We start from the raw sequence: 22840 nt of genomic DNA on the forward strand, positions 1-22840 counted from the left end.
AAAAAGTTTTCTATGTTCCGATTGCTTAGTGCAATTGGAGCCTTTGTTCTTTTTTATATCATTCTTCCCTATTCAATGCCTGCAGCAATTTTGGTAGCTGTTATTTTAATTGGAATACTCGCCTTTTTTGTTCGAAAATACAGTAAGAACGAGAAGAATATTAAAAGGCTAATAAAGCTGATTGAAATCAACGAAAATGAATTGAATTGTCTGAAAACAAGGCATAGTTTATTGTATAACAATGGTAAGGAGTACGAAGTACATAACCATCCTTACAGTTCCGATTTGGACATATTTGGAGAACATTCCATTTATCAATTGATGAATCGTTGTGTTAGCAAAAGTGGAAATGACTGTTTGTCCTCGTACTTATCTGCTCCAGCCAACAACAACACCATTGCCCAAAGACAAAAAGCCATTCAGGAGTTAAGTAATAAAATCGATTGGCGCCAGAATATCATACAATACGGTTTGCAGCGAAAACTAAAGACCGATGATCCAGATTTTTTAAGTGAATGGGGCAAAATGCCATCCCCTTTTCATGGCAATAGAAAATTATTGCTTGCCATCTCCATTTTACCATTTCTGTCGCTTCCAGCACTAGTTTATGCAATGATTGGTTCTTCCATTCCAATTTTGATTTTGCTGATGATTAGCATCGCAATTCACTACTTTAACTTCAAGAAGGTAGGCATTGCTCATAACAGCACCTCTAAACGTGCAGATATGCTTAAGATTTATGCGAAAATCATTGAAGAATTTGAATCTGAAGCCTGGCAATCGGAAAAATTGAATGAGATCAAACAAAAGCTAGCGAGTAAGGATATTAAATCCTTCCAAAAAATTAGAAAACTTGGAAAGTTAATTGAGCTCCTTGATCAGCGATACAACATGTTGGTTCAAATCCTATTCAATGCTCTTTTCTTTTACGAACTACACTTGCTTTTCCGCATCGACAAATGGAAAACAAAGTATGGACATGAAATTGAAAGCTGGTTTGAGAGCATTGGTGAAATTGAAGCTTTAAGCAGCATGGCCAACCTAAGCTTTAATCATCCGGAATGGACTTTCCCAACAGTTGTTGAGGATCACTTTAGACTGGAAATGAAAGAAGCTGGTCATCCAATGATTGATGAAAGCAATCGTGTTTGCAACGATTATGAAATGAAAGGTCCTGGAATGGTTCACATTGTTACAGGATCGAATATGGCCGGGAAAAGTACCTTTCTGCGTACCATTGGTGTAAATGTGGTGCTTGCATTGAGTGGCGCTCCGGTTTGTGCAAAGCAAATGCTGGTTTCAAATGTTGAGGTAAATACTTCCATGCGAATTAAAGATTCAATTGAAGAAAACGAATCCTCGTTCTATGCAGAACTGAAAAGAATTCAACAGGTGCTTGATAAGGTGAACAAGAAAGAAAATGCACTACTTTTACTTGATGAAATCCTTAGAGGAACCAATTCCAAAGACAAACACACAGGATCGGCTGCTTTAATCAAGCAATTGGTGAAATACAATGCAGTAGGATTGGTTGCCACCCACGATTTGGAATTGTCTGTTTTGGAAGATGAATTGCCTGGTCATGTAGAAAACCGATTCTTTGACATTAAGATTGATGGAGAGCAATTGTACTTTGATTACAAAGTCCAGAATGGTGTTTGCAAAACCTTTAACGCCCCTATTTTAATGAAGAAAATGGGGATTGAAATGGAATTGATAAACAATGAATAATTCGCAATTAACAATTGACAATAAATCCGAACCAAAACAGGCTCGGATTTATTATATCATCACTATTGGAAGATTTATTCTGCTTCTAATTAAATGAGATAATGGTTCACCTAGCAATTAAAGGAACAGTAACTATTGACGGCTAAAGTTGTTTTCAGAATTCTGCTTAAACTTTATAATGGTATTTACTCTTTTACTTGATCTTATTGTTCCCACTTTTGTTTTTATTTCTTTTGACAGGGATAACTTATGATCAAATTTGCTTTGTATCAATTTATGATCGGCATTAAATACATTTTTTACTTGAATAAATCCTTTAGGATCTTGAAATGTATAGATCAGGCTTATATCTGAAAATTTCCTTCCCATAAATGTACCATGGGGCAATTCATACAAGCTATCTACAACAAATGGTTCCTTTGGCCTCAAGAGCATTTTATCAAAAATACGAATCAGATCTTCCTGGTTTAAATGATTTTGAATTTCGGGAACCGGATTATATTCATTATTAACGGTAATTTCTGCCAAAGGGAATTTAAATTCAGATTGAAAATAGCAGCTATCGGTTTTTATGATTGTAAATTTAAGTCCTTTGATTCTTTTAAGATGCTGTAATGCTTTCTCTTGCTTGGCCACTGTTTCTTCTCCAAAACTTATGCGTCCTGCATTTTCGTTTATTTTCTGAACCAACTGAACACTGTCTTTTTTTGTATCAAAAACAAAGCTTAGAAATGGTCCAGGCATGATATACCGAATATCCATAAGCTCAAAAGTGTACATACTATCCCGGCTTATTAGTTTCCAATAGCTGGTACTTTGCAAGCTGGTTTTGGTCGTATTGATATTCATCGGTACTTTTTTAGAAATAATGGTGTTTTTGTCCAGTTCAAAAAAAGTGGTGTCGTTTTGTTGAGGCTGCAACTGTACAAACTTTGGTTTGGCTGCATTGGTTTGCTGTTGTGTCTTATTATTAGAACAGGCAATACTTACAAAGAGTAATAATAAGTAGAGTGCCGTTTGTTTCATATATCCTTTGTTTAAACAATGATTCATACTAACTGATTTATTGTATTAAATTCTTCTTTTTATCTGAATACTACCCTCTTATCAGATATTTTACTTTCAATTTTTTGTTTTAATTCTTCCAGACAATTATACATCTCGGGATATAATCTTTTATTTACGTCACCTCTTTCCTTATCCAACATCCAGAAATTAATTAAATCGAGAGTTGATTCGCCCTTGTAATTCAACACTCTAAAATCTAGTCGACTACTGTCGAATATTAATTCCTTTAAACAGGCACATGCATCTTTCTGAGCACCCAAACATAAATAGGTTAGATTATGAATCATCTGCATTAAAGGGGTGTTACCCGCTGAATTTTGACTATTCACATTCGTATTGGGATTACTTACTAAAGTTTTTACCAGAACCGTTGCATAGCCATCTACTGCGTAATGTAAGGCTGTCGCACCAATGTAGTCAGGCAGATTTAGATCTATGTCGGGAGATTGCATCAGTTGCTTTACTAATTCTGATCGCAATTGCAGGTTCGATTGAATTTCTTCATCCGAATATCCATATGACCTGTTCTTTGTGTAACACAACCAGGTCAAAGGTGTTCGTGCCAGTTGATTTTCGATTACATTAGGATTTGCATTGTAATCCTGGCAAAGCTTAATATTCTCCTTGTAAAAATCAACTTCATCTATTTTCGCATCAGTACCTATTCGGTTTACAAATTTCGATAATTCCTGCGATGCTCCGTAATTATACTCGTCATTCGGCTTTAGCTTGTCAACAAGTTCTGTATTCTTATCATCTAACCAGTTTTTTCTACTTGCGTAGTCAAAGGCAGAAAAATTAACATTGTTTAAACTATTCAATTGCAGGTCATCTCGCGTAAGAAACAAGTTAATTAACTCAATTCCTCTGGCATTTATTCGATTTACTCCACTGTTGCTACTCATTAAATACTGCTGCAATGAGTTATTGTTATAGTAATAGTTACGAATATTTACATCTACCTTGGGACTGTTCAATAGTAATTTTATTAGCTCAATTGGGTGATCACAGGATCTCTTTTCCTTTTCCAAGTAATATGTACCCAAAGCGTAATGCAAAGCGGTATTTCCCATGGCATCCTGAATATTAGGATTCGTACTGTCCAACGAAAGTGCTTCCTGTAGTAGCGCTAGCTTTTGTCTGCCATTGATATGTTCCCACTGTTCAAATAAAAACAACTTATGTAAGGGAGTGTGTCCCAATGAATCCTGCATATTCCAATAAGGAACTGTCCATCCTTTGTAGTTATCTTTAACACGAATGGTGAGTTTCTTACACTCACCTTGGTCTACAATTTGATTTTGATTTCTATCGGTAAATAGCAAAATATAGAATTCGCTTCCCTGTATTTCGGACATAGCTGTGGAATGTCCCATAAAGTTTAGGGAGTCAATTTCAAACTCTAACTTAATCATATCCCCCAACGAACCGAGTGAATTCACCCTCTTATTTTCCTCGTTCTGATAAAACAGATAGTGATGTCCATAAGAATTAAAATTTAGAGATTCATAACCTCCATCTTTAGTTGCAGCCATTCCTGTTCCAGGAGCAAAACACCCAATTGAGTCGATAGGCATGCCTGTTTGCATCTTGGGCACTTGTTCTGCATTATAAAATGCAGCAATTCGTGTGGCGCAAAACTCATTTGCTTCAGAATCGTAACACTTATTGTAAAAACGAAGGGCAAATTTGCTTTTATCTATCTCTATTGTATCACTTTGGGTGGATATTGGCAACTCAATACCATTCTGAAAAACATAAACTGTACCATAATTATCCGAATGCTTACTTCCTTGTATTTTTAACATTGAGCATGATTGTAGTACAATCACAATAAAAATAAGCACAATTAATTGTAATGAATATTTCCTCTGCATCCTGTAACTCTTCCTTCTCAAATTGATAGTTAGAACATAAAAAAATCCGAACCATACTGATTCGGATTTTTAAATTTCATAATGAATCTTTATGCTGTTTTTGCTTTTAAATTTCTAATAACGAAATAAGCTCCTAGTAAAACAAATGGTATACTTAACCATTGTCCCATATTTAAAGCCATCCCTTCTTCAAATGCTTCCTGATTTTCTTTAATGAACTCGATGAAGAAACGAGCAGTAAAAATCAATACCAAAAAGGCTCCAAAAATCATACCTGAGCGTTGTTTTGCATCTGTTTTCCAGTACATATACATTAAAACACCAAAAGAAATTAGGTAACAAATTGCTTCGTACAATTGCGCTGGATGACGAGGTGCCTTTGGATCTTCAATAGAAGCTCTAACAAACTCAAATCCCCATGAAACAGATGTTTTCACTCCAATAATCTCAGAGTTCATCAGATTACCCAAACGAATGAAACATCCTGCCAAAGCAACTGGAATTACAACGTAATCCAAAATCCAAAGAATTGATTTTTTGCTTACTTTTTTCGAATAGAACCACAAAGCGGTGATAATACCAATTGCAGCACCATGAGAAGCCAATCCTCCATGCCATACTTTTATTATTTCTGCCGGATGCTGTGAGTAAAATTCCCAGCCATAGAATAAAACATGGCCTAAACGAGCTCCTACCACAGTGGCAATCATGGTATACAGGAACAATTTATCAAGTAATTCAAGCTTGATTCCATCCTTCTTAAACATTTTCTCAACAATATAGTATCCCAACAAAAAGCCAAGGGCAAAAAGTAATCCGTACCAACGCACAGAGAAGGACCCAATCGTAAAAATTTCAGGTTTTACATCCCAAAGGATTGATAGTAACATATCAGTTATTTTTAGAGTTCAGTGTATCAAAACTAAATGGATTGTCCCGATAAACGGAACAATCCATGTGAAAATAATATTAATATTTCATTTTAACCTGAATTCGATTAAAAATATCAACACAGTAAGTCAGATTTATTCAAGAGTAAGTTTAAAAATTCTGAGAGAATACCGGGGTATTGTAAAGAATTTTTAAGCTAAAGATTGGATGAAGATGACTTCACTTACTTTATTCCTTATTTTTTGCATAAATCGCCTCATATTTTTTCGAATTATCCCTATAATACTTCAAAAATCTGAAACAATTTCTTCTAAAAAATAATTGAAACTGTGTACATATTTTTATTCAAATTCAGGTTACGAAAATTAAGCAGGAACACCTTTACCATGACATTGCTTAAATTTCTTACCGCTACCACAAGGACATGGCTCGTTACGCCCTACTTTTTGAACGTTTCTAACTGGCTCAGCCTTTTTAGGAGCTTGTTTTCTACCATCCGAACCTAATTCCTCTTTAGAAGTTCTCAAGTTACTCATATCGCGTTTGCGCACTTCTGCTTCACGAACTTCTTCAGGATCTTGCAATGGAATGTGACCTTTTGTCAAACTTGCAACAACACTCTTATTCACATTTTCAACCATTGCCTTAAACAAGTTGAACGATTCAAACTTGTAAATCAACAATGGATCTTTTTGTTCGTAAGATGCATTCTGTACCGACTGCTTCAATTCATCCATCTCGCGCAAGTGTTCTTTCCATGATTCATCAATTGTAGCAAGGATAGAAACTTTCTCGAAAGAACGAACTACATCTTCCGCTTCAGTATCATAAGCTTTCTTCAGGTGAGTTACCACATTAAACATCTTAGAACCATCAGTAAATGGAACTACAATGTTCTCGTACAATTCACCTTTAGATTCGAATACATTTTTAATAACAGGATAAGCTTGTTTTGCAATACCTTCAGTCTTTCTTTTATAAGTATCTAATACTACATCGTAGATTTTCTGCGTAGTATCAGATGGATTGTCTTTCAAGAATTCTTCTTCACTCACTGGAGATTCGACAGAGAATGTACGGATCAATTCCATTTTGAACTCTTCGAAATCACCTCCGTGGTATTCATTTACAATTGCTTCTGCCACATCAAACATCATATTGGCAATATCCACTTGAATACGCTCTCCGAATAATGCATGACGACGACGCTTGTAGATTACCTCACGTTGAGAGTTCATTACATCATCGTACTCCAATAGACGCTTACGAATACCAAAGTTATTCTCTTCCACTTTCTTCTGAGCACGCTCGATAGATTTGGTAATCATGCTGTGCTGAATCACCTCACCTTCTTCAAGACCCATACGGTCCATCAACTTCACAATACGATCTGAACTAAACAAACGCATCAAATCATCTTCCAAAGAAACAAAGAACTGAGAAGAACCAACATCTCCCTGACGACCAGCACGACCTCGCAACTGACGGTCAACACGACGAGAATCATGACGTTCTGTACCAATAATAGCCAAACCGCCGGCAGCTTTCACTTCATCGGTTAATTTAATATCGGTACCACGACCTGCCATATTGGTAGCAATGGTTACAGTTCCCTTCTTACCTGCTTCAGCAACAATATCAGCCTCTTTTTGGTGCAATTTCGCATTCAGTACATTGTGTTTGATTCCACGAATCTTAAGCATTCTACCCAATAATTCCGAAATCTCAACTGAAGTTGTACCTACCAATACCGGACGGCCTTCGTTCACCAAATTCACAATCTCTTCAATTACTGCTGCATACTTTTCTCGCTTGGTTTTATAAACCAAATCATCACGGTCATCACGCGCGATAGGACGGTTTGTAGGAATAACTACAACCTCCAATTTATAGATATCCCAGAATTCACCAGCTTCGGTTTCCGCAGTACCGGTCATACCTGAAAGTTTGTGATACATTCTAAAGTAATTCTGTAAGGTAATGGTCGCAAATGTCTGTGTTGCAGCTTCAATCTTCACATTTTCCTTTGCTTCAATTGCCTGGTGCAAACCGTCAGAATAACGACGACCTTCCATAATACGACCAGTTTGCTCATCAACGATCTTCACTTTACCATCCATCAAAACGTACTCTACGTCTTTCTCGAATAAAGTGTAAGCTTTTAACAACTGGTTTACGGTATGTACTCTTTCTGATTTTACCGAGTAAGATTGAATCAATTCATCTTTTTGTTTCAGTTTCTCTTCGTCTGGTAAATCAGATTTTTCAATAACAGCAACTTCTGATCCAATATCAGGCAATACAAAGAATCCGGCATCATTGGTGTCACCACTCAACAAGTCGATACCTTTATCGGTTAATTCAATTGAGTTATGCTTTTCATCGATAACAAAATACAATTCATCAGTAATGATGTGCATGTTTTTGTTGTTCTCCTGCATGTAGAAGTTTTCGGTCTTTATTAATGTAGCCTTATTCCCCTGCTCACTTAAGAACTTGATCAATGGCTTCATTTTTGGCAAACCTTTAAAGGTTCTCAACAACAGCTTCGCTCCTTCTTCCTGCTCTTTCTTATCTGCACTATTTAGTAATTTCTTCGATTCGGTAAAGATTTTCATTACCAAATCATTCTGAGCTTTCACCAAATTCTGAACCTGAGGCTTCAATGCATCAAATTGCTGATGGTCTCCTCTTGGAATTGGACCAGAGATAATCAAAGGCGTACGAGCATCATCAATTAATACCGAGTCAACCTCGTCGACGATAGAATAGTTATGACGACGTTGCACCAAATCCTTAGGATTCGTTGCCATATTATCACGCAAGTAGTCGAACCCAAACTCATTGTTGGTACCGAATGTAATATCTGAAGCATACGCTTTTCTACGCTCATCCGAGTTTGGAGAGTGCTTATCAATACAATCTACCGACATTCCATGGAATTGGTACAATGGTCCCATCCACTCCGAGTCACGTTTTGCAAGGTAATCATTCACGGTTACCACGTGAACACCACGCCCCGTCAATGCGTTCAAGAATACAGGCAAGGTTGCAACCAATGTTTTACCTTCCCCTGTTGCCATCTCGGCAATTTTACCTTGATGAAGAACTGTACCACCAATCAGCTGCACATCGTAGTGGATCATGTCCCAAACAATCTCTGTACCTCCTGCAGTCCAAGAGTTGAAGAATACTGCTTTGTCTCCGTCAATCTGAACATTGTCGAAATGTGGAGCCAAATCGCGATCGAACTGAGTTGCTGTAACTTCAATTTCCTCATTCTCTGCAAAACGACGAGCAGTATCTTTTACAATCGCAAAAGCAATTGGTAAAATCTGCTCCAATACCTCTTCGATTTTCTCATCAATTTCTCCTTCAATCTTATCAATCTGATCGTAAATGTCTTCCTTCTCATTTACAGAAAGTCTACCATTTTCGATCTTGTCTTTCAAGGATTTAATCTGATCATTTTCTGCTTGTACGTAATCTTGAATACGTTGCTTTAATATTGCAGATTCTTCACGAATACCATCGTGGCTTAGTTTTGTTACTCTATCATACTCAGCTTTAATCTTTGCCAAATAAGGAGCTAATTCTTTTAAGTCTCTGTCTGATTTGTTACCAAACAGTTTTCCTAATGTTTTATCTAGAAAACCCATAATGATTTATTGATTTCAATATTGATTGCATTCCTCTACAAATAGAGGAAGCTATAATGTATTTAAAATAGAAAGTTGGTTCAAGCTAGAACCTTAATGAATTAGCATGAATAACCTGGAGCACGAATGGGATTATCGCGCTTAACAACTTGGCTAAAACATGGTTCCGAATAAGGAAGATATCCTTTTAAATCCTCAGGTTCAGGATAATTCAGAAAATTTAATTGCTGAATTAATGCAGGTATTTTAGGCAAATTCTTTAATACAGACAATTCCTCTGCATTTGAAAAACATGAACCGGCCAACTTTTCCTGTTCTACATTTATCAGAATTGGAGAAGCAAATGCTTCATCCAGATGTTGAATATGATCGGCGTACCATTCTGCGAATAGTTCGTTGTCCATAGTAAAATCCTGGGCATTGGCCATAGGTACGGCTGCCGCACATCCCGTGAGCACACAAAAAACTACTATGAGGTATCTGTTCATATCCATCGAGACCAAAAGTAGAAATTTTTATTGGTTTGAAGCCATTTTTATGAAAATAATTTAACTGACAGACTTCTCAAACTCAATAATGCTTGTTCTTGTCACTTCTTTCAAATTCCTCAATCCTAATTTTATTTCCCTTTAAAGTGGTGATATCCTAGCAAATTGAGTATAAAAAAGAATGTCAATGCATATGTATTAGACATCCTTTTTAAAATTATCTCGAAAGTTCTATTATCATTCCTGTGTTCTTACTCTCATGTTATTATCCATGATATACATTCCCTCACCCTTGGCATCAAACATCCTCAACTGATCCAGAATCTCACTAACTGAAGCCTCTTCTTCTACTTGTTCCGTTACAAACCAATTTAAGAATATCTTAGAGGCATGATCTTTTTCTGCATTAGCTACGTTTACACATTCATTAATCAGGTCTGTTACCTTTAGTTCATGTTTGTAGGTTTCCTCAAAAACATCTAGCACACCTTTCCAATCATGCGGTACTGAAGGTATTTGTTCCAACAAAACCCTGCCTCCTCTTTCGTTCACATAATCCAACATTCTCATGGCATGTCCTGCTTCCTCTTTCGATTGAACCTGCATCCAATGTGCAAATCCTGGATATCCCAAATCGGCCAGGTAATTAGACATTGACAAATACAGATAAGCAGACCAAAACTCCATATTGATTTGCTTATTTAAAACTTCTTGTACTTTTTTGTTGATAATCATCTTGAAATCATTTTAGTGCGACTTAAAAACCATAAGGAAGAAGTTACAAAATTTATTGCCAATCAGAACTATAAATTTGACGCACAAAAAAAGCCCCATGATAACATGAGGCTTGAAGTATTTCATCAAGAATATCCTTATACAGCAGGAGCAACAAAAGTTCTTGCTTTAAATTCTTTATCCAACATATACAAACCTTGTCCCTGGCAGTTGAACATCTTTAATTGGTCAATAATTTCACTTACAGTTGCTTCTTCCTCAACTTGCTCGTCTACAAACCATTTCATGAAGTTCACAGTTGCATGATCTTTTTCTTCCATAGCAACATTTACACAACCATTAATCAAGCTAGTTACTTTCTCTTCGTGCTTTAATGTTTCTTCATAAATATTTAAAACACCATCCCACTCCGAAGGTACTTCAGCAATTGGTTGAAGAATAACACGTCCACCTCTTTCATTCACAAAGTCCATCATTTTCATTGCATGGAAAGTTTCTTCTTCAAACTGTACTTTCATCCAGTTTGCGAAACCTGGCATTCCGTTCGCATTAAAATAGTTAGACATTGATAAATAGAAATAAGCCGACCAAAATTCAGCATTAATCTGCTCATTCAAAATCTTCTCAACATTTTTATTGATAGCCATAATGTATAATCTTTTTTGTGTTTTCTAATTTCATTCAAATGTAAGGGAAATCTATCAATCCCCTATTTTAGTTTATTAAATTTAATGCTTATTTAAACTCAAACTAAATACTAAACAATTAACAACACTTACCTAGCAATTGTTCTACAAATTCGATCAAAAAATACCCCAACAGAAAAATTCCATTGGGGTAAAATACAAATGATGTAGTGAAAACTAACTTATTGCGAACTACATCTATACAACACTAACAAAATGATGAAAACACTTCTAAACAACACTAAATATAATTTTAATCATGGCGAGATTAAATATTCAACATTTTGTTTTTTTAATCATATCCATTCAAACTTATTATCAAACCTTAGGTGATTGGAATAAATTGAACAATAGCAAAGTAAGCTATACGAAACCTAAGCTACAATCACCATATGTTATGATTTTTTGTGAGAAAAACACTCACCAAAGAGCAGTATGTCTGTCTAAGGTGAGTATCGAATTAATAGCAAAAGAAAAATCTTTATATCTAGCCAACTAACTTCGTATTGATAAGTTCATTATTGATCCCTGTTCGTTTAATATATCTCTCGTATTGCTGATTTCTATCGTAGCCAAGCATAATTCCCAGAATAAAATCCTGTTCATTGGTGAAATCAGATAAAGATTTATCTCCAAAGAATTTCACAATCTGAATACACTCTTCTTTTCCAAAAAATACATTAATCTTGTTTTGGCTAACAGTTTGCAGAAAATAACTAATCCCTTTGCGTTGTAATAAATTTTCTGTTTTTTCCCTCTCACTGCGATGCATGGTGTGCAACACCAAACTTCTTAATCCTTTGTTGTATTCATAAACGTGGTGAATCAAAATCTGCATGTCAGCAGTCTTATAATCCGAACAAGTTAGTTTCATCCTCTTCTAATTAAATTGATTTTTAAGTTCTGCAACCCAATCTGCAACTCTTTCTTCTGTTTGGTCATCTTGATTGTCGATATCAATAGGCAATCCAACGAACTTACCATCTTTCTCTGCTCCCGAAGCATCATATTCATAACCATCGGTAGAAGTCTCACCAATAAGTTCACAGTTTTTTTCTTCCAATACCTTAAATAACTCGCCCATACCATCAACAAATGAATCGGAGTATGAATACTGATCGCCTAAACCAAATAGGGCAACTTTCTTTCCGTCCATATTTGCATTTGAAATTTCAGATAAAAAACCTTCAAAATCATCTTGCAAATCGCCAATACCCCATGTTGAAGTTCCCAAAATTAGGTTATCAAACTTTTCAAGATCTGCTACACTAGCATCAGCAACATCAATAATTGATGCGATATCTGCGCCAAATTCTTCTTGTATTTTTTTTGCTACGCTTTCTGTGTTCCCGGTAGATGAACCGTAAAAAATTCCGATGTCTTGCATTTTGTTCTTATTTAGATTAATTATACCAACAAAAGTAAAAGGCCTTTGAATGCCTATCAATCGCTATTTATTGGGATTTTATGTTATTGCAAGTTCTCCATGCTAAGTATTCTAGGAACCAGGAAAGTAGCAAAAACCACACAAAATCATTAAGGACAATTATTCAAATAAATGACACCTTTACACCAAAAGATATACCTATATATCATTAGAAATTATTATTGCTCATTGCAGAAGATTTATCTATTTTTAGTATTCCGCAGAAGGAGCGCGGAATTTAATCTCTAAAATATTACTTATGGATCCGGTATGGTTGGCTATTGCATTTGGTTTAGGACTTGTTGTCAAATTAATTGGACTACCTCCTTTGGTAGGTTACCTTTTGGCAGGCTTTACCTTGAAATATTTTGGTGCAGAATCTGATGATTTAATCCACAGCATATCCGACCTGGGAATTACCCTTCTTCTGTTCACCATTGGTTTAAAACTTAGAATCAAAGACCTTTTGCACCGCGAAATTTGGGGTGGTGCATCCATTCATATGTTGCTGGTCACAATACTTATGGCAGTTATTCTGTTTGGATTAAGTTATACCTCGCTACATATATTTACTGATTTTACCTGGCAACAAGCATTAATCATAGGGTTTGCCCTCAGTTTTTCAAGTACCATTTATGCCGTAAAAATTCTGGAAGAAAAAGGCGAATTAAAATCTGCGTATGGAGTTTTATCCATAGGTATCCTTATTATTCAGGACATATTTGCAGTATTTTATATTGTTCTTGTAGCTGGAAAACTTCCGACCTATTGGGCCATTGGACTCCCTGTGTTATTTGTTGTCATCCGTCCTCTATTATTATTGATATTGGAAAAAATTGGTCATGGCGAGATTTTAATATTGTATGGGTTTTTCCTTGCCTTTGTAGTAGGTGCCGAATTGTTCAAGTTTGTTGGCTTAAAAGCCGATTTGGGAGCATTAATAGTAGGCATATTGATTTCCAATCACAAAAAAGCAAAAGAACTGGCCGATTCTTTAATGAGTTTTAAAGACATTTTTCTGATTGGCTTCTTTCTTTCCATTGGTTTAATTGGTCTGCCAAGCATACAAATGTTGATTCTTGCTTTTATCCTTGCTTTAGCCATAAACTTTAAGGTGATATTGTACTTTTTTGTTCTGACCAGATTTAGAGTTCGCGCCAGAACCTCTGTTCTTACATCTTTGGCCTTGGCCAATTTTAGTGAATTTGGACTCATTGTTGCCTCAATTGCAGTGGGCAAAGGTCTAATTCCTTCCGATTGGCTGGTATCTATAGCCATCTCTGTTGCCATCACCTTTATCATATCATCGCCTTTAAACTCAAATGCCCATAAAATATACTTTGGCATTCGTAAATATTTAAGAATATTCGAGACCAATAAACGATTGATTTACGATAAAGCTTTTGATATTGGGGATGCTGAGATTCTGGTTTTCGGAATGGGTAAATTGGGAATGGCGGTTTACGAGCAATTAAACAGAACATATGGACGTAAAGTATTGGGGCTTGATTACAATTACGATGTGGTTCAGCGTTTAAAAAAGGAAGGCAAAAATATTCAACAGGATGATGCAACTGATAGTGAATTCTGGGAGAACATTTTCGAAAAATCAAATCATCACAAAATACGTTTGGTAATGCTCTGCATGAACGATCACAAATCGAACTTGTATGCAGTAGAGCGTTTGCAAAAAACCACTTACAATGGAAATGTAGCAGCCATTGCCCGATTTGACGACGAACGAAAACAACTTGAAAAAATGAATGTTGATGCAGTTTACGACATCTATTCTGAAGCAGGTTATGGTTTTGCCAATCACGTTTGCCATCAAATTAATATTGGATGTGAAACACGAAAACCAATGTGGTAATACTCCACTTTGCTCTTAACTCTTTAATTCGGGCAAATAAAAGCATAGCCATTACATTAAAGAACAAAGATCTTTAATTCAAACACTATCTCCGACAATATAACTGTTAATGAATGCTTGAATAGGAAATACGTTTTTGTTAGTTTTGTTCAAACTCATAGAAATCAATTGAAAATTCTTATGGATAGTATTGACAAAAAGATCTTAAATATTCTTCAGGACAATGCAAAAATCTCAAATAGAGAGATAGGTGAGAAATTTCACCTCAGTCGCACTCCCATTTTCGATAGAATCAGAAAAATGGAGCGTAAAGGAATTATCCGAAAATACATCACTCTTTTAAACCCTAAAAAAGTTGGCAGAGATTTAACGGTTTTCTGCTTCGTTTCCTTAAAGCATCACAGTCCGGAATTTACGGCTTCCTTTAAAAAAGAAATTGACTGTAATCCTAAGGTTTTCGAGTGCTACCACATTGCCGGCAATCATGATTTCTTTTTAAAAGTAATGATTAAAGATGTAGAGGAATATTACAATTTTGTGAGTACAGAATTGGCTGTTATAGAAAACATTGCCCAGGTGCAAAGCTCATTTGTACTAAAAGAATTGAAATATGAATTAAAGATTGACCTTACGGAAGACTAAAAAAGCAAAGATCCATGATGATCTTTGCTTTTTGTATCAGTTTTCGAGTATGCTAAATTGTTAATTCCTAGTATATGTCCAAATCTCTACCGACAATAACCTTCCCCGAATAGGTAGTAGATATCTCATCAAGCATTTCCTTTTCGCTTGCTCCCCAATCAAGCACATGATAAAGTACCACCAATTGAGGCTTTGCTTTATTGGCAATTTCACCCAATTCTATGGTAGAAGTATGCTGTTTTGAATGGTAGTTTTGCCAGAAAGCCGATCGAACATCAAATCCTTTCTTGGAGTACACCTCATGTACTAAAATATCAGCATCTTTAGCATATTCAATCACTTTCTCACTAGGAGCTGTATCGCCAGAAATCACAATTACTTTATCAGGAGTCGTAAATCTGAATCCATAAGCAGATGGCCAGGATCCATGAGGAACAGGAAATGCCTCCACTTTAACCAAACTATCAGAATAAATCAAACCTTCCTCATAAAACTCATGAGAATTTACTCTCCAACCTTGATTATTGGCAGGTTCAGAACCATACAAACGATATTTTATATCATCTTCATAGGCTGAAAGTATATGTGTTGTCATTTTATGAAGTCCCTCAGGTCCATATACCTCCAATGGTTCGTTTCTTCCCATTACCCAAGGCGTTAGAATCAAATCAGGATAACCTACGGTATGATCGGAATGCAAATGGGTTAAGAATGCTCTTTTAATATTTTTCACATCCAAGGCTTTGATATTGCCACCATAACGTGGAGACAATGCTGCTGCCTGGCGAATTAAGCCTGCACCAAAATCAACAATATAGACTTCATTCTTTACTACAATTGCAAGCGAACTTCCAGAACGAACAGGTGATGGATTGGGATTCCCAGAACCAAGCATTATTACTTTAGTGATCTCGGAACTGGAAAGATCTCTCTGTGCAAACAAATTGCTTAGGCAAAAAATTCCCAATACAGGCAATAACAATTTTAGTTTCATAAATTAGTCTTTAGTTAGGTATATAAATCGTTAGGAAAGCAAATTATACAATTGCTCTTTAGATTCCTGGTTTAAGTTTATTGTCACATTCAAAAATCATACAGGGTAAAAATACACTTCCCTCTTACTACTATCACCTTATTGCATGATATATCTTAAAAAATCAGATCAAATGTCTTTTAATCACAACATACAAACTCAATATGCATCTATTAATACATTTTGATGTCCTTTATCAGGCAATCTGTCGATTTCCACTCAAAAGTTAGAGAAAAAAGATTTTCTGTAAAAAATTCACTTTCGAAAATCCTACTGACATACTGCTGTCACTACTGCCATTTAGCTTTGTTCTATTGTTAATTTAAAAATGGAAATTATGAAGAAAGTAACAGCACCGCCAATGATGGTATTGTCAAAAGTCGTAAGAACAACTTTGGAAGATTTAATAAAAAACATTGAAGACTTTCCTAAAGAGATTGTTCAAGAAGCAGTGAATGCAGGCTTACATCCTTCAGGTCCACAATATTGGATTTATAAATGGGAAACTTGTGTTACGTTAGAAGAATTTGAATTGAAAATTTGTTTGCCTGTGGCTACTTTTGGCAATAGCTTTAGTAGCGAAAAATTTAAATTGGAAAAACTAGAAGAATATGCACATGTGAAGAAAACACATTTGGGTGCATGGGATCAACTTAAGGAATCGTACGAAGTACTCATGAAAGAAATGGAAGAAGCTAAATTGGTTCCAGGACAAACATGTCGCGAAATATACATAAATTGCGATTTCGAGAATCCTTCAAATAACATTACTGAAATTCAATTTCAGGTGAATTAAACTATTGTATGTAAGAAGCATCCGGAGTGTTTTAGATGTGATGTAAATACTCCGGATGTTTCAACAATTAAAGGGAAGCTAAATTTTGAACAGAATAGACAGATTACAGGCCATTTTAACTCAATTACAAAGCAAGAAAGTTGTAAAAGCACAGGAAATTGCTGACCGATTTGACATTAGCTTAAGGACTGTGTATCGCGATATACGTGCTCTTGAAGAAGGTGGAGTTCCCATTGGTTCTGAAACTGGCATTGGTTATTTTTTAGATGACAATTACGCATTACCTCCCATCATGTTCACAACCGAGGAAGCTTCGGCTATTTTGATTGCAGGCAAGCTCATCTCACATATCTCCGATAAAATTGTAGATGCCTCCTTTCAGGATGCTTTGTACAAAATTAAGTCGGTGATGAAGTCTGAGGACAAATTGGTTCTTGAAAAGCTGGAGAACTCCGTGAAGGTATTCACTGGAATCACCAACATTCCTAAAAAGGATTCTATCTATTTGCAGGATATTCAAAAAGCACTGGTAAAGTCAAGAATATTAAAATTGGGCTATTTTGCTCACTACAAGCAAGAACTATCGGTTCGCGAAGTAGAACCAATTGGCTTGTTATTTTATGCCTTAAACTGGCATTTAATTGCCTATTGTCGTTTAAGAAATAGTTATCGCGACTTTAGATTGGATCGGATACAGAAACTGGAAATCACAGAGCAAACCTACCATCGCAAGCTTGACAAAGATTTCGAAGACTATTTGAATCAGGAAAGAGAGCAATATCAACATTTTGAGGTAGAACTGAGAATGGAAAAACCAATGGCTCTGCAGCTTCATGAATCAAAATATTGGTATGGGCATATTAGTGAACATGAAGATGGAAACTTTATTATAATGAAATTCTTAAATCCGGATTTAAACGGTTTTGCCCGTTGGATTTTAACTATGACAGATAAAGTTGATATTCTTTCTCCACCCAATTTAAAAAATATGGTAGGTGAAATGATAAAAAAGCTATATGAAAAATACCAGGACGACTTGCCTTAATTTGAATTCAAATAAGCAAATGACTATTTTCTATATTATTAAATTGTGCAGGCAATTCATCTCATTAATTGTAAGCATATTCCTGCTATTTTTACGATTATGAGCTTGATAATCATTCAAACTTGTAATAACTTCTGATTCTTTTTAACTTTAAGAATCTGATAAAGAAACAAACCATCCTATATTAAACAGATTACCTAAAATAAAATACCTATGCCTAAAACTTATGTAGAAAAATCGATCACAATAGCTGCTGGTATCGATAAAATAAAAAGCATTATTGCTGATTTCAATCACTGGAAAGCCTGGTCGCCGTGGTTCATACTGGAACCTGAAGCAAAAGACACAATTTCTGATAACGGTAAAACCCACGAATGGGAAGGAAAACGTATCGGATCTGGAATCATTAAAGTCGTTTCGGAGGAAGAATCCGTAATTAAGTATGATTTGCAATTTCTAAAGCCATGGAAATCCGAATCGACAAGCGACTTTATCATAGAGAAAATTGACGAGAACACTACAAAATTGACATGGACCCTGGCAGGATCTTTACCATTTTTCATGTTCTGGATGAAAAATATGATGGAACGCTTGATTGGAATGGATTACGACCGCGGCCTGCTGATGTTGAAAGATTACATCGAAAAGGGGCATGTTGATGCCAAACTTGAGTTTCTTGGAGAATCGCAATTCGAGGGTTGCAATTTTATTGGCCTAAAGAGCGAATGCACCATTGATAATATTGGCGAAGTAATGGAAGCGGATTTCAAGAAACTGGCAGAATTCGCCAAAGCGAACGAGGATATTGTTACTTGTGATTGGTTCTCCGTGTATCACAAGTTTGATTTTAACAAGAACAAGGTAGTTTACACTGCTGGAGTTGGAATCAAATCAGATCCTGAAAGCGTACCTGCCGGAATGCATAAAGGAAATCTTCCGGCTACCAAAATACAAACGGTACGTCACATTGGCCCTTACGAACTGTCGGGAAATGGATGGAGCGCGATTATGTCCATGGAAAGAGCCAAAGAGTTCAAACAAAACAAGAAGATCCCTCCAATGGAATTCTACCGCAACAACCCAATGGAGACAGAGCCTAAAGATTTGATTTCAGACATCTGCATGGCAATCAAATAAAGAAATGATTTAACTAAGAGGCGCAAAACACTGCGTCTCTTTTTGTTATGGCGAATATCTTTCCCTCTGACTAGAAAATTCCGCACAAAAAAAACAGCCACCCAATGGGCAGCTGTTCATATACTAGTAATTGAATACTAGTTTACCGCTTCGTCCATAGCTTTACCAGCCTTGAACTTGATTACTTTCTTAGCAGCAATCTGAATTTCTTTTCCAGTTTGAGGATTTCTACCTGTTCTAGCAGCTCTTTCAGTAATTGAGAATGTACCGAATCCAATCAATTGAGTACTTTCACCTTTCACTAAAGATTCTTTAATTGAATCCATCATTGCATTTAATGCTTTTTCGCTATCCGCTTTTGACAATCCTGCCTTTTCAGCAATTGCTGAAACCAATTCTTGCTTGTTCATATAATTTTTCTTTATTAAAATGGGAAGGTAATAAAAAAATTCCCAGTTCATTTGGTTTTATTGGACTTTCTTAAATAAATTTTTTCCAATTGCTCAACAATATAAGCATTTCTTAAGTACAATAAAAATTTTTATTGAGGCTAAATTCTAAAAATTGCCCTATTATCCAGAAGGATTTGAGTGAACAAATGCAAATCCATTCTATTCAACGGGACCCACCATAAACATTGGATCCTTGTTAAAAGCCGTCCAATCCTTTTTAAGGGCCTTGTACATCTCCTCCATACCTTCACCCTCTATCCCACTCTTTTTCAGCTCTAAAATGTATTTCATCAGGTTGTAGCAGGTGGTAAACTGCCCACAGGCAATCAAGGAATTCATTCTATCCAGCTTGATATCTTCCTCGCTCCACCACAGCGTTGTTGGGGCTTCCGAAGCTATCATGGCAACGGTTTTCAATTGTTTTTTAGGGGCAGAAATTTCTTCATTATTTTTCTTTTCCCCATTCAATTCTCCAATTACCGAGCTAATTCTTCGATTTTTCAAGCTATCCGAAGAGTACAGCAACTCATAATTCAGATATCTAATCTGCTTCAGGAAAACGTTATTAATCATTTTGGCGCCCGATGTGGCACGTTCTATGATCATGCGCTTTACCAAATCGATATCCAATCGCTGGAATGATCTTACTTCATCCAAAAGCGATTCCGGCACATTCTTTCTGAATACCGCTCTGAGCTTTCGTATTACATCGTTCTTTACATGACCAAGAATAGCACCAATTAAAGTAAAGCTTAAGCCAATCCCTGTAAATACTCCTCCTACAATGTATAAGGATGCCCACTCTCTTCCCTTAATCAGCTCCAAAGAATTGATCAGCATGATCAGAATACCTGCCAACAACACACAGCAATACAACCAATGAACACGAACATACCTTAAGAGGCTCTTCATTTTCTCTTTGATCGACATTTTAGTGGTATCCTTGGTGCTTTCGGCTTGCCAGGGCTGCATATCGCTGCTGCCCACATCGTTTACAATGATTAAATCCAATGGCTTTTGGCGTTGCCTGGAATTGCTGATGTTCACCATACTCCCAATGCCCTGATTGTCAACAATCCCTCCGTCCATTACGCCAACCCCATGGCAGAAATCAGGCAAGCGCTTTAAGGCCTTGTAGTGTGGGTCTTTTTGCTCGCGAATGTAATCATCCGGGAAAACCAAGGGCTCGAAACCAATGGGAAAACAGGAGGATGAAGCCACAATATCCGCCAACTGTACCTTGGCACTTAGCTGGTTCATTTCGGCACAACGCAAACTGCCATTTCCAAACACGCCCACATTCTGAAAACGGAAAGCTTTGCCATATGAAAACTCCGTAGCGTTAAAACAAACATGTTTCAAACTTGGGGATGTACTCTTTTTGAACATGCCAAACTCTCCCTTGAAAATGGGCATGTCGGCATAGGTCAAAGCAAAGGCATTGATGAGCGAAGGCTTCTTGTACGGGTGTTTTGCCCAAACTTCGGCAGATTCCAGTTTGGCCACCGCATGTTCCACCAGCTTGTCATTGCCTGGTGCAAAGTTCTGGTAAAAAGCTTTGTAGAAAGCATGGAAATCGAAATTCTCTTCCTGAACAGCCTTTGCATAGGCCACAGCCAGCAAAGAACCTCCACTAACCGAACTTACCGCCTCTACATGGCTCAATAAAGACTCTCCCTGGTAGCTAATTTTGTTGAGATAGGACACAACGCCCAGGGAAAAAAAGGTAGCGCGATATCCTCCACCGCTAAAGCACAAGCCGATGGATTCAAATGGGGTGATTGGGGTTTGCATGAGTAGTTTTTTATATAAGAATAAGATAATTGTGTTTATTAATTCTATACTTCAAATGATTTAAAGAATATGAGTTTTAAGATTCATACTTAGATTTTCATTCTCGACTTTTCTTATTCTAATTAGTTTATAGATCTCTTCAATTATAAAGAAAGCACAAATTGAACCTACCGTGGCAAACTCAACTACAGCACCCTTTTCAGTATATTTCCCAATAAAAGAAACTGTAAACGCAATTAGGAAAAACAGGTTAACACCAATAAAAATATAAGTCAAAGCTTTTCGCTTGACGTAACCTCCAATAACTTGCTTTCTACCGCTTACAAACAAATAAAAACCATGATAGGCTATCAAGATTAAAACAAAGCAAATAGCAACTACATATATAACTCCTTTTAATTCGACCCTATTCGATAATACCAGAGCCGTAACCATAAGAAAGATTCCTAATAATATTTTTGTTATTCCTAATATCTTTTGAATAGCATTCATTCTATATTGTTTTATCTTTTTTTAATTCTTGTTTCAGGTTAAATCTTATTCCACGATATAAGTTTGTTCAAAATCCAGCTCTAATTCTATTCCATCCTCTTTTTGCCAAATTACACTACCACCCCATTTCTGAACTCCTCTTTTATTGGTTTTGAATCGAACAATCCCTTCTCCTTCTAAACCATATTCAACCAAAGCATCCTCTATTTTATAAATCGGATGTTTGGTCGTATCTACAGCCGTTAAAAAGATTCTAGCTTCATATGTTTCACCCATTTTAAGTTTATTTCTATCAGAAACTATTATAGGACGAATAAGATTAAACTTAAAATCTCCCCAAGTCTCTTCTTCAATTACATTTTCAATAAAAGTAGTATGAAAGGTTTTCAGGAAGAGAACAGTCATTTTTCTTTCCTGCATATTACCTGACTTCCCCAGTAGAATATCATTAATGCAAGATTTACATTTCTTAAACTCATCCTCCAGGTATCCATGAGTAAGACCTGATTCTACCATCTTATAATAATTGAATACAATTTCCTTGCTTTTCTCACCATATCCATCGGTAAACAACAGTTCTTTTTCAAGTGCATCAAAGCGCTGTTTTAAGCCCTCCACATAATCATACAATCCCATGTATTTTACAGGATTCACAGTATACTTCATATGAAAATCAACCAACAGTAAATGGTACTTGTTATCAATCAAACTTTCTTGTAGTTCAATCTGCTTTTGAATGTTGGAGCTTGGCTGGCATCCAAACAAAAGAAGGATGAGTAAAATGGGCAGGTGTTTCATGTGTGATATTGAATATTCAGTTTACCAAAGATATTAAATATACCAAATATTCTATCGAGAATTAATTACTATAATTTCTCGCACAGAAAAATTTATCGCACTAACTATCACAACTATAATACTATGATATTTTATTTGGAATTATTCTTTAAAGTTATCTTAACTGATCTTTATGATACTTTATTAATTTTAAAAACAGTAGAATAAGATACATTGACAT

20 protein-coding genes are annotated in these 22840 nt (G+C 36.0%); 6 read left to right on the forward strand and 14 right to left on the reverse strand.

Going from position 1 to position 22840, the window contains the following annotated elements:
* Positions 1–12: 12 nt before the first annotated feature.
* Complete coding sequence (locus ACKPCA_RS05855) at positions 13–1731, forward strand: MutS-related protein (RefSeq protein WP_321281882.1); 1719 nt, start codon at positions 13–15, stop codon at positions 1729–1731.
* Between the two features lie 132 nt (positions 1732–1863).
* Here ACKPCA_RS05855 and ACKPCA_RS05860 read toward each other — a convergent pair whose 3' ends face one another.
* From ACKPCA_RS05860 to ACKPCA_RS05900, 9 genes are all read right to left on the reverse strand, one after another.
* Complete coding sequence (locus tag ACKPCA_RS05860) at positions 1864–2784, reverse strand: hypothetical protein (protein ID WP_321281883.1); 921 nt, start codon at positions 2782–2784, stop codon at positions 1864–1866.
* Positions 2785–2816: 32 nt separating this feature from the next.
* Entirely contained in the window at positions 2817–4607 is a 1791-nt protein-coding gene (locus ACKPCA_RS05865) for an ankyrin repeat domain-containing protein (RefSeq protein ID WP_321281884.1), read from the reverse strand.
* Between the two features lie 158 nt (positions 4608–4765).
* Entirely contained in the window at positions 4766–5566 is an 801-nt protein-coding gene (lgt, locus tag ACKPCA_RS05870; protein ID WP_054721876.1) for a prolipoprotein diacylglyceryl transferase, read from the reverse strand.
* A 366-nt stretch (positions 5567–5932) separates the two neighbouring features.
* Entirely contained in the window at positions 5933–9226 is a 3294-nt protein-coding gene (gene secA / locus ACKPCA_RS05875) for a preprotein translocase subunit SecA (RefSeq protein ID WP_321281885.1), read from the reverse strand.
* A gap of 101 nt (positions 9227–9327) precedes the next feature.
* On the reverse strand, positions 9328–9714 hold the full coding sequence (locus tag ACKPCA_RS05880) for a hypothetical protein (protein WP_321281886.1): 387 nt from the start codon (positions 9712–9714) through the stop codon (positions 9328–9330).
* A 237-nt stretch (positions 9715–9951) separates the two neighbouring features.
* A complete protein-coding gene (locus ACKPCA_RS05885) occupies positions 9952–10449 on the reverse strand; it encodes a ferritin (RefSeq protein ID WP_218186210.1) in 498 nt (165 codons plus the stop codon).
* 137 nt (positions 10450–10586) lie between these two features.
* Entirely contained in the window at positions 10587–11096 is a 510-nt protein-coding gene (locus ACKPCA_RS05890) for a ferritin (RefSeq protein ID WP_054721882.1), read from the reverse strand.
* Between the two features lie 526 nt (positions 11097–11622).
* Complete coding sequence (locus tag ACKPCA_RS05895) at positions 11623–12009, reverse strand: DUF2023 family protein (RefSeq protein ID WP_321281887.1); 387 nt, start codon at positions 12007–12009, stop codon at positions 11623–11625.
* A gap of 6 nt (positions 12010–12015) precedes the next feature.
* Positions 12016–12522, reverse strand: a complete 507-nt coding sequence (locus ACKPCA_RS05900) for a flavodoxin (RefSeq protein ID WP_321281888.1) — start codon at positions 12520–12522, stop codon at positions 12016–12018.
* 298 nt (positions 12523–12820) lie between these two features.
* On the opposite strand from ACKPCA_RS05900, the gene ACKPCA_RS05905 reads away from it, so the two are divergent.
* Together ACKPCA_RS05905 and ACKPCA_RS05910 are read left to right on the forward strand one after the other, a co-directional pair.
* Positions 12821–14431 carry a cation:proton antiporter family protein gene (locus ACKPCA_RS05905; protein WP_321281889.1) on the forward strand — a complete coding sequence of 537 codons (1611 nt, stop codon included), beginning with the start codon at positions 12821–12823 and terminating at the stop codon, positions 14429–14431.
* 180 nt (positions 14432–14611) lie between these two features.
* Positions 14612–15073, forward strand: a complete 462-nt coding sequence (locus ACKPCA_RS05910; protein ID WP_321281890.1) for an Lrp/AsnC family transcriptional regulator — start codon at positions 14612–14614, stop codon at positions 15071–15073.
* A 67-nt stretch (positions 15074–15140) separates the two neighbouring features.
* On the opposite strand, the gene ACKPCA_RS05915 is transcribed toward ACKPCA_RS05910, so the two are convergent.
* Positions 15141–16067 carry an MBL fold metallo-hydrolase gene (locus tag ACKPCA_RS05915; protein WP_321281891.1) on the reverse strand — a complete coding sequence of 309 codons (927 nt, stop codon included), beginning with the start codon at positions 16065–16067 and terminating at the stop codon, positions 15141–15143.
* A 376-nt stretch (positions 16068–16443) separates the two neighbouring features.
* Here ACKPCA_RS05915 and ACKPCA_RS05920 point away from each other — a divergent pair, with 376 nt between their 5' ends.
* The 3 genes from ACKPCA_RS05920 to ACKPCA_RS05930 all read left to right on the forward strand — a co-directional run bounded on the left by ACKPCA_RS05920 (position 16444) and on the right by ACKPCA_RS05930 (position 19084).
* Positions 16444–16902: a GyrI-like domain-containing protein gene (locus ACKPCA_RS05920; RefSeq protein WP_157471532.1), complete on the forward strand. Its 459-nt coding sequence runs from the start codon at positions 16444–16446 to the stop codon at positions 16900–16902.
* An 85-nt stretch (positions 16903–16987) separates the two neighbouring features.
* Positions 16988–17947, forward strand: coding sequence for a helix-turn-helix transcriptional regulator (locus ACKPCA_RS05925; protein WP_321281892.1), 960 nt, complete (start codon positions 16988–16990; stop codon positions 17945–17947).
* A 213-nt stretch (positions 17948–18160) separates the two neighbouring features.
* Positions 18161–19084 carry an SRPBCC family protein gene (locus ACKPCA_RS05930; protein ID WP_321281893.1) on the forward strand — a complete coding sequence of 308 codons (924 nt, stop codon included), beginning with the start codon at positions 18161–18163 and terminating at the stop codon, positions 19082–19084.
* Positions 19085–19221: 137 nt separating this feature from the next.
* On the opposite strand, the gene ACKPCA_RS05935 is transcribed toward ACKPCA_RS05930, so the two are convergent.
* From ACKPCA_RS05935 to ACKPCA_RS05950, 4 genes are all read right to left on the reverse strand, one after another.
* Complete coding sequence (locus tag ACKPCA_RS05935) at positions 19222–19494, reverse strand: HU family DNA-binding protein (RefSeq protein ID WP_054721928.1); 273 nt, start codon at positions 19492–19494, stop codon at positions 19222–19224.
* 201 nt (positions 19495–19695) lie between these two features.
* Positions 19696–21330 (reverse strand): patatin-like phospholipase family protein, encoded by a 1635-nt coding sequence (locus ACKPCA_RS05940; protein WP_321281894.1) that lies wholly within the window; start codon positions 21328–21330, stop codon positions 19696–19698.
* Between the two features lie 60 nt (positions 21331–21390).
* Positions 21391–21822 carry a hypothetical protein gene (locus ACKPCA_RS05945; RefSeq protein WP_321281895.1) on the reverse strand — a complete coding sequence of 144 codons (432 nt, stop codon included), beginning with the start codon at positions 21820–21822 and terminating at the stop codon, positions 21391–21393.
* 45 nt (positions 21823–21867) lie between these two features.
* Positions 21868–22620 (reverse strand): hypothetical protein, encoded by a 753-nt coding sequence (locus tag ACKPCA_RS05950; RefSeq protein ID WP_321281896.1) that lies wholly within the window; start codon positions 22618–22620, stop codon positions 21868–21870.
* Positions 22621–22840: the final 220 nt, after the last annotated feature.

Origin of the sequence: Marinifilum fragile (assembly GCF_963677365.1) — a bacterium.
GTDB lineage: Bacteria > Bacteroidota > Bacteroidia > Bacteroidales > Marinifilaceae > Marinifilum > Marinifilum fragile.

Bases quoted from the DNA above. Each gene is read 5' to 3' on its own strand.
- ACKPCA_RS05855 (WP_321281882.1), top strand. From the start codon at position 13: ATGTTCCGATTGCTTAGTGCAATTGGAGCCTTTGTTCTTTTTTATATC.
- ACKPCA_RS05860 (WP_321281883.1), bottom strand. From the start codon at position 2,784: ATGAATCATTGTTTAAACAAAGGATATATGAAACAAACGGCACTCTAC.
- ACKPCA_RS05865 (WP_321281884.1), bottom strand. From the start codon at position 4,607: ATGTTAAAAATACAAGGAAGTAAGCATTCGGATAATTATGGTACAGTT.
- lgt (WP_054721876.1), bottom strand. From the start codon at position 5,566: ATGTTACTATCAATCCTTTGGGATGTAAAACCTGAAATTTTTACGATT.
- secA (WP_321281885.1), bottom strand. From the start codon at position 9,226: ATGGGTTTTCTAGATAAAACATTAGGAAAACTGTTTGGTAACAAATCA.
- ACKPCA_RS05880 (WP_321281886.1), bottom strand. From the start codon at position 9,714: ATGAACAGATACCTCATAGTAGTTTTTTGTGTGCTCACGGGATGTGCG.
- ACKPCA_RS05885 (WP_218186210.1), bottom strand. From the start codon at position 10,449: ATGATTATCAACAAAAAAGTACAAGAAGTTTTAAATAAGCAAATCAAT.
- ACKPCA_RS05890 (WP_054721882.1), bottom strand. From the start codon at position 11,096: ATGGCTATCAATAAAAATGTTGAGAAGATTTTGAATGAGCAGATTAAT.
- ACKPCA_RS05895 (WP_321281887.1), bottom strand. From the start codon at position 12,009: ATGAAACTAACTTGTTCGGATTATAAGACTGCTGACATGCAGATTTTG.
- ACKPCA_RS05900 (WP_321281888.1), bottom strand. From the start codon at position 12,522: ATGCAAGACATCGGAATTTTTTACGGTTCATCTACCGGGAACACAGAA.
- ACKPCA_RS05905 (WP_321281889.1), top strand. From the start codon at position 12,821: ATGGATCCGGTATGGTTGGCTATTGCATTTGGTTTAGGACTTGTTGTC.
- ACKPCA_RS05910 (WP_321281890.1), top strand. From the start codon at position 14,612: ATGGATAGTATTGACAAAAAGATCTTAAATATTCTTCAGGACAATGCA.
- ACKPCA_RS05915 (WP_321281891.1), bottom strand. From the start codon at position 16,067: ATGAAACTAAAATTGTTATTGCCTGTATTGGGAATTTTTTGCCTAAGC.
- ACKPCA_RS05920 (WP_157471532.1), top strand. From the start codon at position 16,444: ATGAAGAAAGTAACAGCACCGCCAATGATGGTATTGTCAAAAGTCGTA.
- ACKPCA_RS05930 (WP_321281893.1), top strand. From the start codon at position 18,161: ATGCCTAAAACTTATGTAGAAAAATCGATCACAATAGCTGCTGGTATC.
- ACKPCA_RS05935 (WP_054721928.1), bottom strand. From the start codon at position 19,494: ATGAACAAGCAAGAATTGGTTTCAGCAATTGCTGAAAAGGCAGGATTG.
- ACKPCA_RS05940 (WP_321281894.1), bottom strand. From the start codon at position 21,330: ATGCAAACCCCAATCACCCCATTTGAATCCATCGGCTTGTGCTTTAGC.
- ACKPCA_RS05945 (WP_321281895.1), bottom strand. From the start codon at position 21,822: ATGAATGCTATTCAAAAGATATTAGGAATAACAAAAATATTATTAGGA.
- ACKPCA_RS05950 (WP_321281896.1), bottom strand. From the start codon at position 22,620: ATGAAACACCTGCCCATTTTACTCATCCTTCTTTTGTTTGGATGCCAG.